The 21,090-nt window shown below is 59.8% G+C and carries 17 protein-coding genes; 10 read left to right on the forward strand and 7 right to left on the reverse strand.

Annotated elements, in window-relative coordinates; all coding sequences use genetic code 11:
* Together G5306_RS09005 and G5306_RS09010 are read left to right on the forward strand one after the other, a co-directional pair.
* Positions 1–534, forward strand: a complete 534-nt coding sequence (locus G5306_RS09005; RefSeq protein WP_216978141.1) for a hypothetical protein — start codon at positions 1–3, stop codon at positions 532–534.
* A 402-nt stretch (positions 535–936) separates the two neighbouring features.
* Complete coding sequence (locus tag G5306_RS09010) at positions 937–2,091, forward strand: 3-phenylpropionate MFS transporter (protein ID WP_216978142.1); 1,155 nt, start codon at positions 937–939, stop codon at positions 2,089–2,091.
* 77 nt (positions 2,092–2,168) lie between these two features.
* Here G5306_RS09010 and G5306_RS09015 read toward each other — a convergent pair whose 3' ends face one another.
* From G5306_RS09015 to G5306_RS09025, 3 genes are read right to left on the reverse strand one after another with little or no spacing between them, the layout of a single operon-like run.
* Positions 2,169–3,386: a hypothetical protein gene (locus tag G5306_RS09015; protein WP_216978143.1), complete on the reverse strand. Its 1,218-nt coding sequence runs from the start codon at positions 3,384–3,386 to the stop codon at positions 2,169–2,171.
* 7 nt (positions 3,387–3,393) lie between these two features.
* A complete protein-coding gene (locus tag G5306_RS09020) occupies positions 3,394–3,603 on the reverse strand; it encodes a helix-turn-helix domain-containing protein (protein ID WP_005335250.1) in 210 nt (69 codons plus the stop codon).
* A gap of 7 nt (positions 3,604–3,610) precedes the next feature.
* Positions 3,611–4,222, reverse strand: a complete 612-nt coding sequence (locus G5306_RS09025) for a DUF2975 domain-containing protein (protein WP_201949613.1) — start codon at positions 4,220–4,222, stop codon at positions 3,611–3,613.
* 346 nt (positions 4,223–4,568) lie between these two features.
* On the opposite strand from G5306_RS09025, the gene G5306_RS09030 reads away from it, so the two are divergent.
* Positions 4,569–8,024, forward strand: coding sequence for a NahK/ErcS family hybrid sensor histidine kinase/response regulator (locus G5306_RS09030; protein WP_421312758.1), 3,456 nt, complete (start codon positions 4,569–4,571; stop codon positions 8,022–8,024).
* Between the two features lie 17 nt (positions 8,025–8,041).
* Here the strand turns inward: G5306_RS09030 and G5306_RS09035 are convergent, their stop codons facing one another.
* The gene (locus G5306_RS09035) at positions 8,042–8,653 is read right to left on the reverse strand and encodes an arylesterase (protein WP_421312759.1); all 612 of its coding nucleotides are present in this window, start codon (positions 8,651–8,653) and stop codon (positions 8,042–8,044) included.
* A 56-nt stretch (positions 8,654–8,709) separates the two neighbouring features.
* On the opposite strand from G5306_RS09035, the gene G5306_RS09040 reads away from it, so the two are divergent.
* Both G5306_RS09040 and G5306_RS09045 read left to right on the forward strand, forming a co-directional pair.
* On the forward strand, positions 8,710–9,405 hold the full coding sequence (locus G5306_RS09040; protein ID WP_421312760.1) for an ABC transporter ATP-binding protein: 696 nt from the start codon (positions 8,710–8,712) through the stop codon (positions 9,403–9,405).
* Positions 9,406–9,441: 36 nt separating this feature from the next.
* Positions 9,442–11,889 (forward strand): ABC transporter permease, encoded by a 2,448-nt coding sequence (locus G5306_RS09045; protein WP_421312761.1) that lies wholly within the window; start codon positions 9,442–9,444, stop codon positions 11,887–11,889.
* A 126-nt stretch (positions 11,890–12,015) separates the two neighbouring features.
* On the opposite strand, the gene G5306_RS09050 is transcribed toward G5306_RS09045, so the two are convergent.
* Entirely contained in the window at positions 12,016–12,921 is a 906-nt protein-coding gene (locus G5306_RS09050) for a TIGR01777 family oxidoreductase (RefSeq protein ID WP_216953000.1), read from the reverse strand.
* Between the two features lie 252 nt (positions 12,922–13,173).
* On the opposite strand from G5306_RS09050, the gene G5306_RS09055 reads away from it, so the two are divergent.
* Positions 13,174–14,703 carry an EAL domain-containing protein gene (locus G5306_RS09055; RefSeq protein WP_144714306.1) on the forward strand — a complete coding sequence of 510 codons (1,530 nt, stop codon included), beginning with the start codon at positions 13,174–13,176 and terminating at the stop codon, positions 14,701–14,703.
* A 75-nt stretch (positions 14,704–14,778) separates the two neighbouring features.
* Here the strand turns inward: G5306_RS09055 and G5306_RS09060 are convergent, their stop codons facing one another.
* Positions 14,779–15,960 carry a PLP-dependent aminotransferase family protein gene (locus G5306_RS09060; protein ID WP_421208822.1) on the reverse strand — a complete coding sequence of 394 codons (1,182 nt, stop codon included), beginning with the start codon at positions 15,958–15,960 and terminating at the stop codon, positions 14,779–14,781.
* Positions 15,961–16,166: 206 nt separating this feature from the next.
* Positions 16,167–17,234 carry a M28 family metallopeptidase gene (locus G5306_RS09065; RefSeq protein WP_144714311.1) on the reverse strand — a complete coding sequence of 356 codons (1,068 nt, stop codon included), beginning with the start codon at positions 17,232–17,234 and terminating at the stop codon, positions 16,167–16,169.
* Between the two features lie 274 nt (positions 17,235–17,508).
* Between G5306_RS09065 and trmB the strand changes: the two genes are divergently transcribed.
* From trmB to G5306_RS09085, 4 genes are all read left to right on the forward strand, one after another.
* Positions 17,509–18,222 (forward strand): tRNA (guanosine(46)-N7)-methyltransferase TrmB, encoded by a 714-nt coding sequence (gene trmB / locus G5306_RS09070; RefSeq protein ID WP_005335228.1) that lies wholly within the window; start codon positions 17,509–17,511, stop codon positions 18,220–18,222.
* Positions 18,223–18,270: 48 nt separating this feature from the next.
* Positions 18,271–18,603 carry a YggL family protein gene (locus G5306_RS09075; RefSeq protein WP_005348158.1) on the forward strand — a complete coding sequence of 111 codons (333 nt, stop codon included), beginning with the start codon at positions 18,271–18,273 and terminating at the stop codon, positions 18,601–18,603.
* 122 nt (positions 18,604–18,725) lie between these two features.
* A complete protein-coding gene (gene glsB / locus G5306_RS09080; protein WP_005348151.1) occupies positions 18,726–19,646 on the forward strand; it encodes a glutaminase B in 921 nt (306 codons plus the stop codon).
* Between the two features lie 29 nt (positions 19,647–19,675).
* Positions 19,676–20,971: a sulfurtransferase gene (locus G5306_RS09085; protein ID WP_319920095.1), complete on the forward strand. Its 1,296-nt coding sequence runs from the start codon at positions 19,676–19,678 to the stop codon at positions 20,969–20,971.
* The last annotated feature ends 119 nt before the right edge of the window (positions 20,972–21,090 follow it).

The raw sequence follows: 21,090 nt of genomic DNA on the forward strand, positions 1-21,090 counted from the left end.
ATGACTAGTATTTTAAGTAGGTTACTGTTCATTTTTATTTTTTTGTTTTCAACATATGCACATGCGTGTGGTAATAACAACAATGCAATTGTTCAGGGCCCTTTCAGAGATATATCCTTCAATGAAGGATATATCTGCTTTCAAAGCACTTCAGATAAAAAAGATATAGAGTTTTATCTTGGGTATGAGTCACCTAAGGGAACGCAAAATCATTTGATTGATACTTTTTATCATTCAGATGCACCAGTGGAATTAATGTCTGTTTTTTTTGTTTCTGTAAATAAAGAGAGGAATGTTGCTATACTTCTTCGCTGGAATGTAAATTATGAAAATAATGGTATAGAATATCCTTATTTTTATGAAATTAAAACATATCGAAAAAGTAAAGAAGGAAAGTATGAACTAAATTTAAGTTCAGAAACTGATGATGCTCTTTCTGGTTATCAGATTGTAAAAAATGGTAAAATGCAAAATTATGCATTAGACAATGCCAAAAAAATTAAAAATTATCTTATTGATAAGTATGGTGCATAAATAAAGGAAGGTTCATAGAGCCCGTAAGCTCGATTTGTACCGTTCTAGTTATCACCTGACACCGGCTTAACGCCGGTGTATTTTTATCTTGAGTTGCAGGATAGCTCGAAGATGTGCTGTATCCAGATGATTTTTCGTTGTGAGGATGGATTTAAATTTGAATCCGAGATGCAGATCCTGATGATGAAGCAAAGTGATTAGGGGACAAAAAAGAAACCCGCCATAGGCGGGTGGAAGGATTGCAACACTAACCAGGAGGAGGTGTTACCAAGTAGACCCTGTACCTTCGGTAATAGTTCAATTTTGTTGAAGTTTTTCCGTTTTCTTAGCGGGGTTTCCATCGGGATCTGTGGGGGCGGATGAGTTATCATTCTGCTCCCGTCATCTGGTTGCAGAGGATCTATGCCCGCGTTCTCCTGGTTAGCGCTCTTTTTCGGCGCCTTCTATTTTGTCTACGGCGCTTACTTGCCGTTCTGGTCGCTCTGGCTGGAGGGGGTGGGCGTCAGCGCCGAGATGATTGGTCTCCTGCTGGGGGCGGGGATGGCGATCCGCTTTGCCGGCAACCTGATGGTGATGGGGCAGATCAAGGGGGCGGGTCATCTGCTGCCGGTTACCCGATTGTTATCTCTGCTCAGTCTGTTCGCCTTCCTTGGCTTCTATCTCAGCCATCACCTCTGGTGGTTGGTCGGTCTCACTCTGATTGCCAACTTTATCTACCCGACCCTGATGCCGGTAGGTGAGGCGCTGGCAACCCGCATGGTGGTGCAGGCGCATATCGACTACGGCAAGGTGCGGCTGTGCGGCTCTTTTGCCTTTATCGTCGCCTCTACCCTGGTAGGGGCGCTGGTGGGCAACTTCGGTAGTGACTGGATTTTGCACACCATGGTGGCGGGGCTGGTGCTGATGCTGCTGCTCAGCTGGCTGCCGCTCTATCCGGCGCCACAGGATAGTCAGGACGAGCGCGCCAAGGCGTCCTTGCTGGCAACCCTGCGCAGCGCACCGGTGCGCCGTTTCCTGCTGCTGACCGCTCTGCTGCAGGGGAGCCACGCCGCTTATTACGGTTTCAGCGCCATCTACTGGAAGGAGCAAGGATATAGCGGCACCATCATCGGCTATCTGTGGGCGCTCGGGGTGGTGGCGGAGATCTGTATGTTTGCCGCCGACAAGCGTTTCTTGCAGCGCTTTGGCGCCCAGAGTCTCTTTATCGCCGGTGCCATCGGTTGTGTGGTGCGCTGGGTATTGCTGGGGGCCTCGACCGAGTTGTGGGTGCTGGTGCTGGGGCAATTGCTCCACTCGGTGACGTTCGGTATGAGCCATCTGGGGGCGGTGCGCTTTATGACCCGTCAGCTACCGGCCGAGCAGTTGATCCCGACTCAGGCGCTCTATGCGGCCCTTGGCCTCGGCATGACGGTGGCGGCCCTGATGGCACTCTGCGGCGTGCTGTTCGAGCCTCTCGGCGGCGGCATCTTCTTCCTGATGGTGCTGGTGGTCTTGCCGGTGTTCTTCCTGCGGCTGCGTCCCTTTGCGCCGTCTGCGCAGGAGAGTGCTCCAGCCTGATATTTGTCTATTTGAATCATCTCCTCACAAAAGGGAGAGCCACGGCTCTCCCTTTTTCGTTGTTGCAGTTTGCGGCGTTACTGCTGCTCGCCAAGATAGAGGCGGCTGAGACGGCGCCAGGTATCCGAGCCGATGGTGCCGGCAAGCAGCTCATTGGAGGCGGCATCAAAGCGTCCATCCGGCAGCCAGCCCAGTTGGGGCAGCAGTTGCGCCAGCGTCACGTCATTGTGTTGCAACTCCCGCTCCAGCGCTTCCCAGAAGGCGCTCCCCTTGACGTAAAAGAGCGGGTAGTAGGAGCGATCGCCCGCCAGCACCTCGCGAGCTGCCCGATAGAGGCCGCTCTCGCGATGGGGCATCTGTTTGCCCCGCTCGGCCAGCTCGTTGACCGCCGTGACTTGATGCAGCCGAAAGCGGCGCAGCGCCTTGATGGCGAGGTACTCAGCGAGGCTCTCGTTGACCCAGGTGGGTTGTGGAGCAGAGTGGCGAGCGCTGAGGATATGCACCGCCTCGTGGGCCGAGGTGCGCAGCAGGCGCAAGGGGGCCTGTGGCGTCGGTTTGCCAGCCTCGGTGGGGTAGTTGGCGACAAACACCTGATCCCCGGCGGCGCCGCCAAGGGAGCGGGTCGCCACATCCCGCCCCAGCCACACCAGTTGCCATGGATGAGTGGGTGGCTCCACATCGAGCTGGAAGGCCAGATAGTCGATGATCTCATTCAGTTGCTGCTGCAAGGCTGGCAGATCGAGCTGGTTGGCGGTCTCGTCATGGCTCAGCACCAGCCGCGGATCCGGCTTGGTGACGGGCACAGTGTCCAGACCAAATGGCAGGATCAGCGGCGGCTGGTTGACATCCGGCAGTGGTTGGCAGCTGCCATCCGGCAGACAAACCTTTCCTTGGCGACTCCCCATCTGGCGCACAAAGTTACCCCACTCGGTCAATAGCCACTGGTCAGGGGCAAACAGCAGCGACTGTTGGGCCGAGGCATCAGCACCCTCTGCCGGAGCCGGTGTGAGCGTGATCTGCCAGCCGATCTCCTTGCAGGAGAAGGGCTGGTTGAGGGCAACCGGCTGGTTGTCTGCAAGGCAGACCAGCGCGGGGGAAACCGGCGTGGCACTGCCCGGCAACTGACGAGCGGGGAGCAGGGTAAAGGGAGGTTTGCCCTGCATAGTGAGGTGCACTTGCAGCACATTGGCGCTGGCGCCCTGCTCGATAAGGTAGCGGGGGCCGTTCGCGTCATTGCCAGCGCAGGCCCACAGCGGCAGCAGCCACAGGGCAAACAGGGTGATATGACGACTCATAAGAGGGTTAGCGCTCCTGCTCGTAGCCCAGCAGATCGCCGGGCTGGCATTTGAGTTCACGGCAGATGGCCTCCAGGGTGGAGAAGCGCACCGCCTTGGCGTGGCCATTCTTGAGGATCGAGAGGTTGGCCTCGGTGATGTCGATGCGCTGGGCCAGCTCGCGGGCGGTCATTTTGCGCTCGGCCAGCAGGGCATCGAGGCGGATGATAATGGGCATATGTTCCTCACACCGTCAGTTGCTGTTCATCGGCCAGCAGTTTGGCCTCGCGCATGACCAGTGCCAGCGCCGAGACGATCAATCCGGCCAGCAGCAACTGAAAGTTTGAGGAGCTGATATTGATGGTGCCGTGCAGTTCAGGGCCTTGCAGAGTGAGCGCTATATCCAGCAGTGGCGTGGTGATGATCTCGGCGATGAAACTGGCACACAGCAGCAGTCCGATCATTTTGTAACGACGGATCTGGTCGAAGGTGAACAGCATGGCGCATCGATAGCCACGAAACAGCTGGAGCAGTTGCCACAGGATGAGCATGAAAACTACATCAGGCAGCAGCATGACCAAGGTCGCCAGCAGGCGGGTACCCACATTGAGGGGGTAGTCGGCAATCGAGGGGGCCGTAGTGGTCACTACTGGTGAGGGCATGTTCAGTGGGACATTACTGAGTGTGGAACCGTCATTCACTGCCAGGGCATCGACCAGCTCCTGATGCAGATAGTCGTTGCCACCCAACAGGTGTGACCAGGCTCCCATGACGGTCATAAGTGGGGTGGCCACCAGTGCAAATAGCAGAACCCACTCGATCAGGCCGCTCATTCGTTCGAGCTTGTTGTGTTTCATCGTTTATCTCCAGATGGAATGTGACAGAAAGATTAGGGCCATGAACGGTGCTGCCAGCAGGGTCAGCAGCAGGCACCATTCGATCAGGTCGCTGATGTGTCCGAGCGTATGGTGTTTCATCGTTTCACCTCTTGCTTGAAAGAGAAAAAAGATGGAGCGTGCGCGCATGAAATTATTGTTTATCAATAAACAGACGCTAGTGTTTATCGTTTTGCGATATATAGTCAAGGCTAAACTTATTGAAAAACGATAATTTCAATCTGTCCGAAGGGGATGACTTTTGGCAGCAGCCTCTCTAGACTGGCGAGGTTGTATACAAAAACTCAACATGGACAAGGAGTTATCGATGCACCAGGGATGGCTGCTGATCGGATTGTCGCTCACCTATCTGGGGCTGCTGTTTCTGATCGCCTTCGTGGCAGACAAGCACAAACGGCACCGTCTCAAGGGGCAACCGCTGCTCTACAGCCTGTCGCTGGCAGTCTATTGCACCTCCTGGACCTTCTTCGGCACCGTGGGGCAGGCGAGTGAATCGCCCTGGTCGCCGGTGCCCATCTACCTTGGCCCCATGCTGGTCTTCCTTTTTGGCTGGCGGCTGCTGGCCCGCCTTATTCTGGTGGCCAAGCGCGAGCACATCACCTCCATCGCCGACTTTATCGCCGCCCGTTACGGCAAATCCCAGCGGCTCGCCATGGTGATCGCCCTCATCGCCATCATGGGGATCCTCCCCTATCTGGTGTTGCAGCTCAAAGCCATCGTCACCGGGCTGGATCTGCTGATGGTCAACAGCGGCGGCATCAGCCCGACCAGCAATACCAGCGAGTTGGCGCTCGGGGTCACCCTGCTGCTGGCGCTGTTCAGCATCCTGTTCGGCACCCGCCATCTCGATGCCACCGAGCACCACAGGGGGATGGTGGTGGCCATCGCTTTCGAGTCGGTGGTCAAATTGCTGGCCTTTATCGCGGTGGGGGGGTTTGCCCTCTGGCTGATTTTGAGCAAACCCGGCGAAGCTCACGAGCAGGTGACCCGCGACTTCTTTGCGCAGGTGGTGGCGGTGAGCCCCGGCAACCTGCTGGAGCTTGCCATTTATACGGTGCTGGCGATGTGCGCCGTTATCTGCCTGCCGCGCCAGTTTCATGTGACTGTGGTGGAGAACAATCAGGGGCAGGATCTGCACTGGGCGCGCTGGATCTTCCCGCTCTACCTGTTCGTGATGGGGCTCTTTATCTGGCCGCTGGCGCTGGCGGGCAAGCAGTGGGTGGGGGCCGACATGGCCTCCGACACCTATGTGATCAGTTTGCCGATGGCACTCGGGTTCGATGGCATGGCGATGCTGGCGTTTCTCGGCGGCACCTCGGCGGCCACCGGCATGGTGATCGTCTGCACCATCGCGTTGGCGATCATGGTGAGCAACGATCTGGTGCTGCCGGTGCTGCTGCGCCGCTTCTGGCGGCAGGGGCGTGACGAGCGGCTGGTACGGCTGCTGTTGCAGGTGCGCCGTGGCGCCATCCTGCTGATCTTGCTGGCGGCCTGGGGGCTCTACCTCTGGCTCGGCGATCTCACCAGTCTTTCCCGTATCGGCTATCTCTCTTTTGGCGCGGTGGCCCAGTTTGCGCCGGCCCTGCTGCTTGGCCTCTACTGGCGTCATGGCAATCGCAAGGGGGTTTATCTTGGGTTGAGCCTCGGGGTGAGCCTCTGGTTCGTGACCCTGCTGGTGGAGAGCGGGCTGCTGGCCGGTTCACCACTGGCCGAATTGCTGGCGCCGCCGGACTGGCCCGCGTTTCGCGAGCTGAGTCTCGGAGCCTGGTGCATCTTCCTGAGCCTGCTCTTCAACCTGCTCGGCTATGTGGCCGGTTCCCTGCTGTCGCGCCCTGCGGTGAGCGAGCGGCTGCAGGCGGCCAACTTTGTCGGCAAGCCGAGCCGCGATACCGCTGCCCTCTATCAGGCGCGGGTCTCGGTCAAGGAGCTGGAGATGCTGGCGGCCCGCTTTGTCGGTTCGAGCCGGGTCAAGCGCGCCTTTGGTCGCTTTGCCGGTGAGCGGGGCGGCACCCTTGCTCCGCAGATGCAGGCTTCGGCCGAGCTGATTGCCCACACCGAGCGGCTGCTGGCGGGGGTGTTTGGTACCTCGTCGGCACGGCTGGTGCTCGCCTCGGCCCTGCAGGGGCGCAACATGCAGCTCGAGGAGATCGCCACCATAGTCGATGAGGCCTCCGACGTGTTTCGCTTCAACCGCGGCCTGCTGCAGGGGGCGATTGAGCATATCGGGCAGGGGATCTCGGTGGTGGACAGGGAGCTTCGGCTGGTCGCCTGGAACCGCCGCTACATCGAGCTGTTCCACTATCCGCCGGGGCTTATTCAGGCAGGGCGCCCCATTGAAGAGATCATCCGCTACAACGCGCAGCAGGGGCTTTGCGGCCCCGGCGATATCGAGGATCACGTGGCGCGGCGCGTCGCCTTTATGAAACGCGGCAGCGCCCATATCTCGGCGCGGGAGCGCCCGGACGGGCGGGTGATCGAGATGCAGGGCAACCCCATGCCCGCCGGTGGTTTCGTCATGACCTTTACCGACATCACCCCGTTTCGCGATGCGGAGCGGGTGCTGCGCGAAGCGAACGAACATCTGGAGGCACGGGTGGCCGAGCGCACCCGTGAGCTCTCCGAACTCAACCGCCAGCTGCTGCTGGTGAACCAGCAGGTGGAGCGGGCCAATCAATCCAAGAGCCGTTTTCTGGCGGCGGTCAGCCACGATCTGACCCAGCCCCTCAATGCTGCCAAGCTGTTTACCTCCTCCCTGCTGGAGATGTTGCCAGATGCTGGCGAGCAGGCCCGCATCGCCCGCCATATCGACGATGCGCTGGGGGCGACCGAGGATCTCATCACCGATCTGCTCGATATCTCGCGGCTCGAAGCGGGCAAGTTCAAGGCCAAGAAGCTCGACTTTGCCCTGCGCGATCTGCTCGACAACCTCAAGGCTGAGTTTGGCGTGTTGGCGCAGGCGGGGGGGATCCACTTCTCGGTGGTGGAGAGCAAGCATGCGGTACACAGCGATGTGCGGCTGCTGCGTCGGGTGCTGCAGAACTTCCTCACCAATGCGTTTCGCTACAACCCGGGTGGCCGGGTGCTGCTCGGTTGTCGCCGGATGGGGGAGAAGATCCGCATCGAGGTATGGGACAACGGCCCCGGCATCCCGCAGGACAAGCAGGAGGCTATTTTTGACGAGTTCTCCCGCCTCGATCACTCCCGCACCGCCAAGGAGCAGGGGCTGGGTCTGGGGCTCGCCATCGCCCGTGGCATCTCGCAGGTGCTCGGTCATCAGCTCACATTGCAGAGCTGGCCGGGCAAGGGATCGGTCTTTGCGGTGACCCTCAATCTGGCGACCCGGCCGGTCACGGCCCATCAGCTGGCGGCGCCGGTGGCGCGCGACAGCCAGCTGGAGGGGGTGGCCGTGCTCTGCATCGACAACGAGCGGGACATTCTGACCGCCATGAGCACCCTGCTTTGCCGTTGGGGCTGCGAGGTGCGCTGCGCCGTCGATCTGGCCGAAGCCGAGGCGCTGGTGGCGGAGGGGTTTGTACCGAGACTGGTGCTCTCTGACTACCACCTCGACGATGGCAAGACCGGGTTGGAGGCGCTCGCTGCGCTGCAACGAGTGTGTGGCGATGAACTGGGAGGCATCATCATCAGCGCCGATCGCAAGAGCGAGCTGCAGGCGCAGATCCGCGAGCGGGGGTATGGCTACATCAGCAAACCGGTCAAACCACTCAAACTGCGGGCCCTGATGAACAGCCTGCTGCTGAGTTAAACAGGGGGAGATGTTTCTTATGGCTCCATAAGGGGCTCAATAAAACCGGCTACCTTGTCGCGGATCTTGGGCTGGGCCGCAGGGGTGGGATGAATACCATCGTTCATCATAAGTTCAGGGCGCAGCGCAATATCATCCATGAAGAAGGGTAGCAGGGGCAGATCGTTAGCCTGGGCCAACTCGGGAAAGATCTGTTCGAACTGGCGCAGATAGCGGGCACCGTAGTTGCGGGGCAGCTGGATTTGGGTCAACACCACACGGGTCTGCTGCTCCTTGGCGAGCGCGATCATGCTGGCCAGATTCTGGCGGGTAATGGTCGGCGCGAAGCCACGCAGGCCATCGTTGCCCCCCAGTTCGATCAGAAGCCAGTCCGGCTTGTGCTCCTTCAGCAGAGCGGGCAGACGGGCCAGCGCCCCTTGTGTCGTTTCACCGCTGATGCTGGCATTGAGCAGGGTGTGTTTGCCCCCCTCTTCCTGCCATTTCTGGTTGAGCAGGGCAGGCCAGCTCTGCTCAACCTGCATCTGATAGCCGGCGCTCAGGCTGTCTCCCAGCACCAGCAGGGTCTGGGCCTGAGCCGACGAGAGCAGGCTGCCGAGGCCAACCAACAAGGCAAACAGAATACGCACCATCAATTCAACTCCCGCTATGGATTGTCATCAAGGGATTGGAACAAAGGATACAGAGCATGAGTTCAACCCCCATTATTGTCGTCAAGGGCCTCGGCAAATCGGTTCGCCTCGGCCAGGAAAGCCTCACCATCCTTGAAGGGATCGATCTGCAAGTCAATAGCGGCGAGACGGTGGCCCTGGTCGGCGCCTCAGGCTCCGGCAAGTCCACCCTGCTGGGATTGCTGGCAGGACTCGATCTGCCGAGTCAGGGGAATATAGAAATCCTCGGCAAATCCCTTGGCGAGCTGGATGAAGAGGGGCGGGCCCGATTGCGCGCCGAACAGATCGGTTTTGTGTTCCAGTCGTTTCTGCTGCTCCCGACCATGACTGCGCTGGAGAATGTGATGCTGCCTGCCGAGCTGCGTGGCGAGCGCCACTGCGAGCCGAGGGCCCGCGAGCTGTTGGCGGCAGTCGGGCTTGGCGAGCGGTTGCACCATCTGCCGCCACGGCTCTCCGGCGGCGAGCAGCAGCGGGTGGCCATCGCTCGCGCCTTTATGACCCGTCCCAGCCTGCTGCTGGCGGATGAGCCGACCGGCAACCTCGACAGCAAGACCGGCGAGAAGGTGATCGAGCTGCTGTTTGAACTCAATCGCAAGCACGGCACCACCCTGGTGGTAGTGACCCATGATCATCAGCTGGCCGAGCGTTGCCAGCGGCAACTGGTCATGACGGCGGGCAGACTGGATCGCGAGGTGGCCCATGATGTGGTGTAACGGGGTGAGCTGCGGATCAGGCGGGAGATACAAGGGATGATGCAGTGGCGATTGGGATGGCGGCTGCTTCGCCGGGAAGGTTTCAGCGGCGAGCTGCGCTGGTTTGTGCTGGCGCTGGCCCTGAGCGTGGCGTGCGTCTTGAGTGTGGCGCTGGTAGCGGATCGGCTCGATGCCGGACTCAAGGCGTCAGGCCGCGACTTTATCGGGGCGGATCGGGTGCTGCGCACCGCCGCCGCCCTGCCGGATGGCTGGCTGGCCCGAGCGAAACTGGATGGCTTGGCGGTGCAGACCACCGTCAGCTTCAACAGCATGCTGTTTCACGGCGATGCGTTGCAGCTCGCCTCCATTCGGGCGGTGCCCGATGGTTTTCCCTTCTATGGCAAGCTCACTCTGGAACCGGCCCGCGCCCCGGCCCCTGGCGAGATCTGGCTCTCCGCCCGGGTGATGCAGCTGCTCAAGGTCAAAACGGGGGATGAGCTGGAGGTGGGCAATACGGTGCTCAAGGTGGCTGGTCTGCTTGGCGAGGAGCCGGATCAGGGTTTCAGCCCCTTCTTGCTGGCGCCGCGTGCACTGATCCATAGCGCAGATATCGAGGCGACCGGCGCTCTGCTCCCCGGCAGCCGCCAGCAGTGGCGCTATCTGTTCAAGGGGCCGCGGGAGCCGCTTGCTCGTTACGAACAGTGGTTATTGCCGCAGTTGCAGGCCGGACAGAAGTGGATCAAACCGGATGACAGCGAATCCCGTGTCGGCCGCTCGCTGGCCAATGCCGAGCGTTTCTTCCGGCTTGCTTCCCTAAGCGGGGTATTGCTGGGGGCGTTGGCGATGGGGATCGCGGTGCGCCACTTTGCCGAGCGCCAGACCAATATGGTGGCGCTGCTCAAAACCCTGGGGGCATCCCGTCGCTCGCTCTGGCAACTGATGGGAACCCTGCTGCTGTCGTTGACGCTGATCGGCGCGTTGCTGGGTCTGGTCGCGGGTACGGCCATGCAGTGGATCACCTTGCAACTGCTGGGGGACCTGCTGCCGCCGGATCTGCCGCCTCCCTCTTGGCGCCCCTTTGCCCTGGGAGTAGCGGTGGCGCTCTTTATCACCCTGCTGCTCGCTTTTGTGCCCTTCTTGCGGCTGCTGAAAGTGCCGCCGCTGCGGGTATTGCGTCGGGAGCTGGAGGCGGGCATTCCCCCCTGGCTGGCCCTGCCGGTCGGGTTGCTCGGGCTGTTTGCGCTGGTTTGGGGCTTTACCGCCGATGTGCGGCTGGCGCTGGGTCTGGTGGGTGGCATGGGCTTGCTGATGGGGCTGCTGGCCCTGCTGGCGGCGCTGATGTTGCGGCTGGGAGCAAACGTGAACGGGCCTCATGCCTTGCGGTTGGCGCTGGCCCACCTGTCGCGCGAGCGCAGCAGCGGCCTGTTCCAACTGGCGGGCTTTGCGCTGGCATTGATGCTGTTTGGCTTGCTCTGGGCGGCAAGGGTCGATCTGCTGGATGAGTTTTCGGCTCGTCTTCCCGTCGATGCACCCAACCGTTTTCTGGTCAATGTGGCCGAGAATGAGCGGGAGGGGATCCTGAGCGAGCTGGCGGCAGCCGGGGCCACCACCTCCGACTTCTATCCCATGGTGCGCGGCAGGCTGACCCATATTGCCGGTGAGGCGGTGGGCGAGGGGGCCAGCAGTGGCCGCGAGGGGGTAGATCGGGAGCTCAACTTCACCACCACGGCTACCCTGCCAACCGACAACAAGCTGGTGGCCGGGAAGTGGCTTGCCGGGTCCGGCGAGGTGTCGGTGGATAGCGAGTTGGCCAAGCGACTCGATATCAAGCTGGGGGACATGCTCGCCTTTACTATCGAGGGGCGCAGCTTCGGCGCCAGGGTCACCAGTCTGCGCAGCATCAAGTGGGACAATATGCGGCCCAACTTCTACATGATCTTCTCCGAGGATCTGCTGGCACCCTTCTCCCGTACCTGGCTTGGCAGCTACCGGCTGCCCGAGGCGGGGCGCACTGCCGAGGTGGAGTTGATCCGCCGCCACCCCACGGTGAGTCTTATCGATGTGGATGACCTGATTGCGCGGCTCACTCAGGTATCGGAGCAGGTGAGCCGGGCACTGGCGCTGATGCTGGGGCTGGTGACAGTGGCCGCGCTGCTGGTGCTGCTGACCCAGACCCAGGCCAGCATGGCTCAGCGTCGGCGCGAACTGCTGCTGATGCGCACCCTGGGTGCCAGCAGCGAACTGCTGAAAAAGATGCTGCGTTGGGAGCTGGTGGCCAGTGGTGCGCTGGCGGGGCTCTGCGCCGCCATGGTGGTGGAGCTCTGCTCCTTTGGCCTGCAGTGGTGGTGGTTCGAGGGGGTGTGGCAGTTCCACTGGGCCATCTGGCTTGGCCTGCCGACTCTGGGGGCGCTGTTGGTGACGCTGGCGGGGCAGGGGATGCAGCGCCAGCTGCTGGCTGGCACCCTGAGCGATCGGCTGCGGGGGCTGGGTCAGGGACTGTTGTAATCCGGCCAGCGCGAGCCGATACACACAAGGTGCAATAGCGCAGCCGCAATAAGCAAGCAGCCCGGCCTTGGTCGGGCTGCTTGCTATGCGAGGTGCTGACGAGTGGACGCAGCGAACAGGTGTGAGTTAGCGGGGCTCGCGCAGCAGATTGGCGAGGGCACTCGGCAGCTCGGGATAGCTGAAGTGGAAACCGGCCTGTTGTAGCCGAACTGGTATCACCTTTTGTCCGGTCAGCAGCAGATCTGCCGCCTCCCCCATCACCAGTTGCAACAGCGGCGCCGGGACGAAGAAGAGGTGTGGACGGTGCAGCGTGGTGGCAAGGGTCTGGCTGAACTCCCGGTTGCTGACCGGATGGGGCGCAGTGCCGTTGAAGATGCCGCTGCACTCTTCGTGCTCCAGTATGAACAGGATGGCGCGCACCAGATCCTGCACATGGATCCAGCTCATCATCTGGCTGCCCGACCCCATGGGGCCGCCGAGTCCGAGTCGGTATGGGGGGAGCATTTTGGGTAGCGCTCCCCCATCCATGCCGAGCACCAGCCCGATCCGCACGATACAGACCCGGGTCTGCTTGCTTTGTGCTTCCAGTGCCAGGGTCTCCCACTGTTGGCAGAGTTGGTGGGTGAACTCGTCGTTGGGAGAGCGGCACTGCTCGTCGAGGGTTTCGGTGCCCTGTCTGCCATACCAGCCGATGGCGGAGGCGTTGATCAGCACCTTGGGCGGCGTTGTGGAGAGCTTGATGAGATCAACCAGCTGCTCGGTCAGCAGCCAGCGGCTGTCGCAGAGCAGCTGTTTACGCGATTCGCTCCAGCGTCCGGCGGCGATGGGTTCACCCGCCAGATTGATCACTGCGTCCACGTCATTGAGGTCATCGAGCCGGTCAAGGTTATCCAATACCTTGATATCGTGACCGAGCAGGGAGTAGGCGCGGCTCCCCTGCCTGCTCAATACCACGACCTCGTGATTGACCTTGAGATGGGCAACCAGCTTGCGGCCGATAAAGCCGGTTCCTCCGGTAATCAGAATCTTCATCGTTGCACGCTCCTGCTGCCGTTTGCTCTACTCTAATGGCGTCGTCCTCCTTCAACAAGTGGACGAGTTTGACACGTTTTGTTCATTCGACTGATGTTAACTCTATCCTCTTCTTGCGACATATTGTTGAACAATAGTTTGAATTGATTGATTTTTGTCGGGTGGACATTTGTTGTTCAATCGCTATTATGGCGACCCTTTCGCCTGTCCACCGGGGCTGTCACCCACTATCCGAGCATCAAAGAGGCCGCCATGCCATTTCGTCGTTTGAAACTTCGCCAGCTTTACTCGAGGATTCTGGTGGCACTACTGATGGGGGGCGGGATCCTGCTGCTGGGGGTTGTTGCCGTTATCTGGCAGACAGTGACCGAGATAGAGCATGATTCCGATTCACGCTTGCAGCATGCCCGGATGATGTTTGATCGCTCCATCGGCCATGCCCGGCAAGCGGCCATCAATGTGGAGGGGATGCTAGGTCACTCCTGCAAGGAGGCGGCACAACTGCTGCGCGAACAGGTGGCCACTGTGCCTGATGTCCGCTCTGCCAATCTGGCTATAGGAAATCGTATCTATTGCACCTCGCTCTATGGTGACTACGATGGCCCCTTCAACCCTGACAGTTATGTGGATGGCAGGCTGCAACTGCTGCCAGGCAATGAGGTCACACCGGATCGCCCCCTGATCGTGCTGCGCCACGAAACGGACAAAGGGAGTGTGCTGATCGGTGTGGATGGCTACTACCTGCGCAATACCCTGGAGATCTCCAGCAAGAACTCCCCGATGGCTCTGGTGGTGGGGCAGAGGGCACTGTTTGGCTCAGGTCAGTTCGGGGCGGCGCCCTCTCCGGCAGAAGAGGGTTATATTGCCCTCGCTTCGGCCGATTTCCCCTATCAGGTCGTCACCCGGATCACGGTGCATGATTACTTGAGCCACGCATGGCGCTACTCCAGAGATACCTTGATCCTCTCTCCACTGCTGGCGCTGCTGATTGGATTCGGCACCTTCAGGCTGATGGGGCGTAGCAGCTCACCAGCGGAGGAGCTCAAGCGGGCGTTGATCGAGGAGGAGTTTATCCCCTACCTGCAGCCGGTGGTCTCCGGTGAGGATGAGCAGTGGCGTGGCTGTGAGGTGCTGATGCGCTGGCAGCATCCCAAGCAGGGGATGATCTCGCCGGATCGCTTTATCCCGCTGGCGGAAGATAGCGGCCTGATCGTGCCCATGACCAGCCTGTTGATGGCCGAGGTGCGTGACCACTTCTCCCCTTATGCCCGCAAGCTGCCGGCAAAGTTTCATTTTTGCTTCAATATCAGCGCCAAGCACTTCCAGGATCTCGACCTGTTGGCTGACTGCAAGGCCTTTCTCGACGCGTTTAAGGACAATCCCGTTGATTTGGGGTTGGAGCTGACGGAGCGGGAGCTGCTGGTGGCTGATGAGACAACCGCCCGGATGTTTGCCGAGTTGCGCAAACTGGGCGTGTTGATCGCTATCGATGACTTTGGCACCGGTCACTCCAGTCTGACCTATCTGCAGCAGTTTCAGGTCGATGCAATCAAGATTGACCGTAGCTTTGTAGAGATGATCGGTACGGATGCACTCTCCAGCCATATCGTTGAAAACGTGATTGATCTGGCGAAGCGACTTGAATTGATCCTGATCGCGGAGGGGGTCGAGAAGCAGTCGCAGGCGGACTACCTGCGGGCTCGCCACGTTGACTATCTGCAAGGATATCGCTACGGCCGCCCCATTCCGATGAAGCAGTTTTGCAAGACCCTGTTTGGCTGAACGGGTGAATGGGGAGCATAAAAAAAACCAGCGAGCGCTCGCTGGTTTTTTGTTAATACGGTTTGGCTTGGGCGTTCAGAGCATCCGCTGGAGGGCGCGGGCCAGCCGCTTGACCCCCTCCTCGATGGTCGCCTCATCGACGCAGGAGAAGCTCAGGCGCAGGGTGTTCTTGATTTCGGGGCGTACATAGAAGGGGGCGCCGGGCACGAAGGCTACCTTCTCCTTGATCGCCTCATCAAACAGGGCCATGGCGCTGATGTGGGCTGGCAGAGTCAGCCAGAGGAACATGCCCCCTTCCGGTCTGGTGTAGCTGACGCCGGGCGGGCAGTGACGGGCCAGTGCAGCCTCCATGGCAGCACGCTGGCGACCATAGACCTCCTTGATCTTCTCCAGATGGGCATCCAGTGAATTGTCGGTCAGGAAGCGGTGCAGCACCTGCTGGCTGAAGGCGTTGCTGTGCAGATCGGTGGCCTGCTTGGCGATGGTCACCTTCTTGCGTAGCCACTCCGGCACCAGCATCCAGCCCAGACGGAAGGCGGGCACCACGGTTTTGGAAAACGAGCCGAGCAGCACGGTATTGTTTGGCGCCAGCTTGGCAATGGGGGGCAGATGCTCCCCTTCGAAGCGCAGCTCGCCGTAGGGATCATCTTCCACCATCAACAGCTCGTGGCGCACCAGTCGCTCGGCCAGTGCCTCGCGGTTGGCACGGTTGTAGGAGACACCGCTCGGGTTCTGGAAGTTGGGCACGCCGTAGAGCAGCTTGGCATTGGATCCGCTTGCCAGCAGCGCATCCAGCGCCGCCAGATCCAGACCCTCTTCTTCAAGGGTGATCGGCTTGAAGGTGGGCTGGTAGACAGAAAAGGCCTGAATAGCGCCAAGGTAACCCGGCTCTTCGATGATGAGATCCTGACCCTTGTCGATCAGCACCTTGCCCAGCAGATCCAGCGCCTGCTGGGAGCCGCTGGTGATCAGGATGTTGTCCGGATTGATCTGCATGCCGTGGCGGGCCAGATAGCGGTCGGCAATATATTGGCGCAGCGGGGCGAAGCCTTCGGTCGCCGCATATTGCAGGGCAGCAGCCCCCTGTTCGCGCAGCACATCCTGACAGGCCTGATCGATCGCCTTGACCGGAAACAGGTGGGGATTGGGCAGGCCACCGGCGAAGGAGATGATCTCCGGATTGGCGGCAACTTTGAGGATTTCACGGATAAAGGAAGGTTCAACCTTCTCGAAGCGCTGGGCAAAAAACGGCTGCATAGACAATTCTCTCGGCATATGGGCGGTCGCTCCATTCGACCGCCAGGTTATCCGTTTGTATCAGATTTCAGAAATGAGGCAATGATTGTCACAAAAATCGCCAAAAAAGGGCAGGTTTGGCACCTGCCCGAATTTTACCTGCCCGTGTGGCTCCCATGAATTGAAATGAGTTAGGGCGATCTTGTTTTGTGGACAAGCAACTGACCTTACAAACCCGGTTCCTTGAGGAAGCGGATCATCAGGTCGGTGTTGGCGCCAAGTTGGCTTTCTACTCTGCCAGGGAATAGTTCCGCCATCTTGTCGAGGCGGTCGTACTGGGTGTGCCAGATTTTTCCCCACTGGGTTTCGCTGTCACGATCGCAGGCGCTCTTGGTGGTGGCGTCATAGCAGTCCCACAGCGCTGGATTGGTGCTTTGGGAGTAGCCGTCATAGCCATCAGCGCCGTTGATGGTGAAGTTGGTCGCTTCAACGTAGGCGATCGGCACCCCCAGGCAGGCAAAGGGAGCGTGATCTGACCAGCTGCCAGTCTCCCCTTCCGGATAACCGCTGTAGCTGGGATGAATGGCAAACGGGGTCGCAGTCTGTTTGGAGAGGGTAAGCAGGCGATCCCGCACCTTGGGATCGAAGCTGTAGCGGCTCGGATCTGTGCAGTTGTATTCGGCGACGTCCGAGTGGGCTGAGTGGACGTAGACGATGTCGCCCCCGGCGATGGTGTCGTAGTTCACCATCGCCAGCAGCTTGGCGACGGCGGTGCTGTCGAGGCTGGCGGCATAGGCTTTGGAGCCGTTGAGACCGTTCTCCTCCGCCCCGAAGAATGCAAAGCGAACCGTGTAGGGCAAGGTTTGTCCTTTAAGCGCCTCAGCCACTGCCAGCAGGGCTGCGACGCCAGCGCCGTTGTCGGTGGCTCCTTCAGAACCTTTCTTGTCGCCCGTACTGTCGTAGTGGGCGCCGATCAGGATCACCTTGTCACTTGTGCCCTTGAGCTCAGCGATCAGGTTTTGGGAGTTTTTACTGGCGCCGCTTTTGGTGTAGGTGAAGGGTTGGCGTTGCACATCGTAGCCCCAACCGGTCAGATGGTCCTGGATCCATGCCGCGGCACGAGTTTCTGCCTCTGTCCCCGTGGGGCGCGCGCCAATCCCTTCTGCGGTTGAGCTCAACTGCACCAGATACTCATAGGCCTGCTCGGCGGCAGCAGGGGTTTGTGAGTCATTTGTTGATGTGTCGCATCCCGCAAGCAAAGTGGTGATGGCAAACGCCAATGCTCTGTATTTCATACTGCAATCCTTTGTTGTGTATGGTTTTATTTGCGCAGGCAGCATGTACTCGACGCGTGACCGATTCTGTGAACGGGTCGGCATTTGTCAACTGTTGTCAATGAAATGGAGAGAGATGAGGGATTTGTTTCGCGAAACACTTGCGCCTTGGGCCTATCTTGGGATAATTCGCTCCCCTGTTTTCGCGGGTCGATGAAATGCCGAGCCGCGAGCGGTCCCGCTAGGGATCGGACACAAGATGTATTACCCGGATTGATGAAATAACGAGACCATTATGCCTGTGACCCAAGATGTATTTAACGAAGACGGCAAGTTCATGCGCAAGATCCGCAGCTTTGTCCGTCGCGAAGGCCGCCTGACCAAAGGGCAGGAGAAGGCCCTGGAAGAGCTCTGGCCGGTCATGGGCATCGATTTCGAGCCAAAGCAGCTCGATCTGGTCGCACTGTTTGGCCGTGAAGCACCTGTGGTGCTGGAGATCGGCTTTGGCATGGGCGCCTCTCTGGTGGAGATGGCCAAGAATGCCCCCGAGAAAAACTTCATCGGCATTGAAGTGCACTCCCCGGGCGTGGGCGCCTGTCTGGGTACCGCTCAGGAAGCGGGCGTCACCAATCTGAAGGTGATCTGCCACGATGCGGTCGAGGTGCTGGAGCACATGATCCCGAACGGCTCACTCTCCTGCCTGCAGCTCTTCTTCCCGGATCCCTGGCACAAGAGCCGTCACCACAAGCGTCGCATTGTACAGCCTGCGTTTGCCCAGGATATTCGCCAGAAGCTGGCCATCGGTGGCGTGTTCCACATGGCGACCGACTGGGAAAACTATGCCGAGCACATGCTGGAAGTGATGAGCGCCGCCGAGGGTTACGAGAATACCTCTGCCACCGGCAACTGGGTGCCTCGTCCGGACTGGCGTCCGCTGACCAAATTTGAACAACGTGGCCACCGTCTCGGCCACGGGGTTTGGGATCTGATTTTCAAGCGTGTCAGCTAAGCTGGCACGTCAACACACCTAGCGTATCAACTAACTTGAGGAGCTATCATGGCCAATCGTAGCCGCCGCCTGCGCAAGAAACTGCGCGTCGATGAATTCCAGGAAATGGGTTTCGACATCAGTTTCAACTTCCCGGTCGGCACTGCCGAAGAGACCATCGATGCGGTAGTCGATGCGATGATCGATGAGGTTGTTGAACCCCGTAAACTGGCTTTTGCCGGCTCCGGTCACCTGGCCTGGGAAGGGATGATCTGCACCCAGCAACTGGGCAAGTGTACCGAAGAAGACCGCGCTGCCGTCAAATCCTGGCTGGAAGGCAAGGGGATGGAAGCCGTGGTCGTTACCGAGCTGTTCGACCTCTGGTACGGTGAACCGGCCTGATACAAGGCTGCCGCATCTGGCGCCTTGTTGTGGGTAACTGAAAAATCCCGCCGCTGGCGGGATTTTTGTCAGTGGGGATGGGATCTCCACCGCTGTTTTAGTCATGGAATCGCTTATTGCTTATGGTGTTGTCATCCGAATTACTGGCCAGCATCCTTGAAGAGGTGCGCCCGTTGCTGGGACAAGGCAAGGTGGCCGACTACATTCCGGCACTGGCTCAGGTACCGGCCGATCGGCTTGGTATCGCAGTCTGTACCGTCGAGGGGGAGCTGTTCACCGCCGGTGACGCTTTTGAACCCTTCTCCATCCAGAGTATCTCCAAGGCCCTGAGCCTGACCCTGGCACTCACCCTCTATCAGGAGGAGGAGATTTGGGCCCGGGTTGGCAAGGAGCCCTCCGGCCAGCCCTTCAACTCGCTGGTTCAGCTCGAGTTCGAGCAGGGGATCCCCCGCAACCCCTTTATCAATGCCGGGGCGCTGGTAGTGAGCGATCTGCTGGAGACCCGCCTCACTGCGCCCCGTCAGCGTACCCTCGAGCTGGTGCGCCGTCTTTCCGGCAATCCGGCCATCATGGCGGATCAGGTGGTCGCCCGCTCCGAATATCAGCACTCTGCCCGCAACGCCGCCATCGCCTATCTGATGAAGGCCTATGGCAACTTCGAAAACGAAGTGGACAAGGTGCTGCAAAGCTACTTCAATGCCTGTGCCATTCGCATGAGCTGCGTCGATCTGGCGCGGGCATTCATCTATCTGGCCAACCGTGGTGTGCCACTGGGCGAGAGCGTGCCACTGTTGCCAGCCCGCACCACCAAGCAGGTCAACGCCCTGCTCGCCACCTGCGGCCTTTATGACGAGGCGGGCGATTTTGCCTATCGGGTCGGCATGCCGGGCAAATCGGGTGTCGGCGGCGGTATCATCGCCCTGATCCCGGGCGAGCTCTGCGTCTGTGTCTGGTCGCCCGAGCTCAACAAAGCCGGTAACTCGCTGGCGGGCACGGCGGCGCTGGAGCTGCTGGCCGAGCGGCTGGGTCGCTCCATTTTTTAACCTTGTTCACTATGAATCGAGAAATCACCATGAAACGACATCTTCGCTTCCTGCAGGCCGCGCTGGCGACCTTACTGCTCTGGTGTGCCCTGCCCGCCGTGGCTGGGGAGTTGCCACCGCTTTCGCTGGCCGATGCCAAGGCCAAACAGGCGGTCATCCTGGATACCCGCGCCAGCTACTTCTATCAGGGGTGGCCGATGGAAGGGGAGAAGCAGGGCGGCCATGTGGCGGGTGCCGAGAACCTCTCTGCCGAGTGGAAATACAGCGATGAAGAGTGGCCAAAGGCGCTCGAGATCAAGGGGCTGAAGGCCGATCGTCCGGTTGCCCTCTACGGTGCGTCCCGCGAAGTGGCCGAGGTGGCCCGTTTGCTGCGCAAGCAAGGGATCAAGCAGCTGTTCGAGCTGCAAGGGTGGCAAGCCGCACCGCGCGAGTCGCTGGCACGCTGGCAGCAGCTGGTCTATCCGCGCTGGTTGGCGGACCTGCAAGAGGGCAAGCCGGTTGCCGCGGCGCCCAAGGGGGACTGGAAGCTGTTTGAAGTGGATTGGGGTTCACCCAAAGCCTACCTCATCAGCCACATCCCGGGGGCCGGTTATATCGATACCAACAGCCTCGAAGAGGAGCCGCTGTGGAACAAGGTCTCTGACGAAGCACTCAAGAAGCTGCTGCTGGATAACGGCATCCGTCACGACACCACCGTCATCCTCTATGGTCGCAACACCATGGCGGCCGCCCGTGCCGCGCATCTGATGATGTATGCGGGGGTGGAAGATGTACGCCTGCTGGACGGTGGCCTGGATGCCTGGTTTATCCAGCACCTGCGCACCGAAACCGGCCTGCCCAACAAATATGAGCCGGTGAAGGAGTTTGGCGTGGCCATTCCCGCTCACCCCGAGTACTACACCACGCTAAGTCAGGCGAAAGAGCTGCTCAAGCAGCCCGATAGCGCACTGGTCAGTGTGCGTACCTGGGACGAGTTTGTCGGCAACACCTCAGGTTACAGCTACATCAAGCCGAAGGGCGATATTCCGGGGGCCAAGTGGGGTCACGGTGGGGTGGATGCCAACAGCATGAGCGACTTCCACAACCCGGACGGCACCATGAAGCCGGCCCGCGAGATCCTCGCCATGTGGGACCAGTGGAACATCGAGCCAACTCAGCAGGCCGCATTCTACTGCGGTACCGGCTGGCGCGCCTCCGAGGCCTTCTTCTACGCCTGGCTGATGGACTGGAAACGGATCAGCGTCTACGACGGCGGTTGGTATGAGTGGAGTTCCGATCCCAAGAACCCGACCGTGACCGGTGAGCGCCAGCCCGCCAAGTCATGATTGCGCTCTTGCGCTTGAAAGAAGAGGCCGGACAGATGTCCGGCCTTTTTGTATCCGCTCGGACCTGCGCCAGCCTGCCACTACACTTTGCTGGTGGCTATCAGGTCGATGGAAGGAGT

Source organism: Aeromonas sp. 603404 (assembly GCF_049171775.1).
Classification (GTDB): domain Bacteria; phylum Pseudomonadota; class Gammaproteobacteria; order Enterobacterales; family Aeromonadaceae; genus Aeromonas; species Aeromonas veronii_A.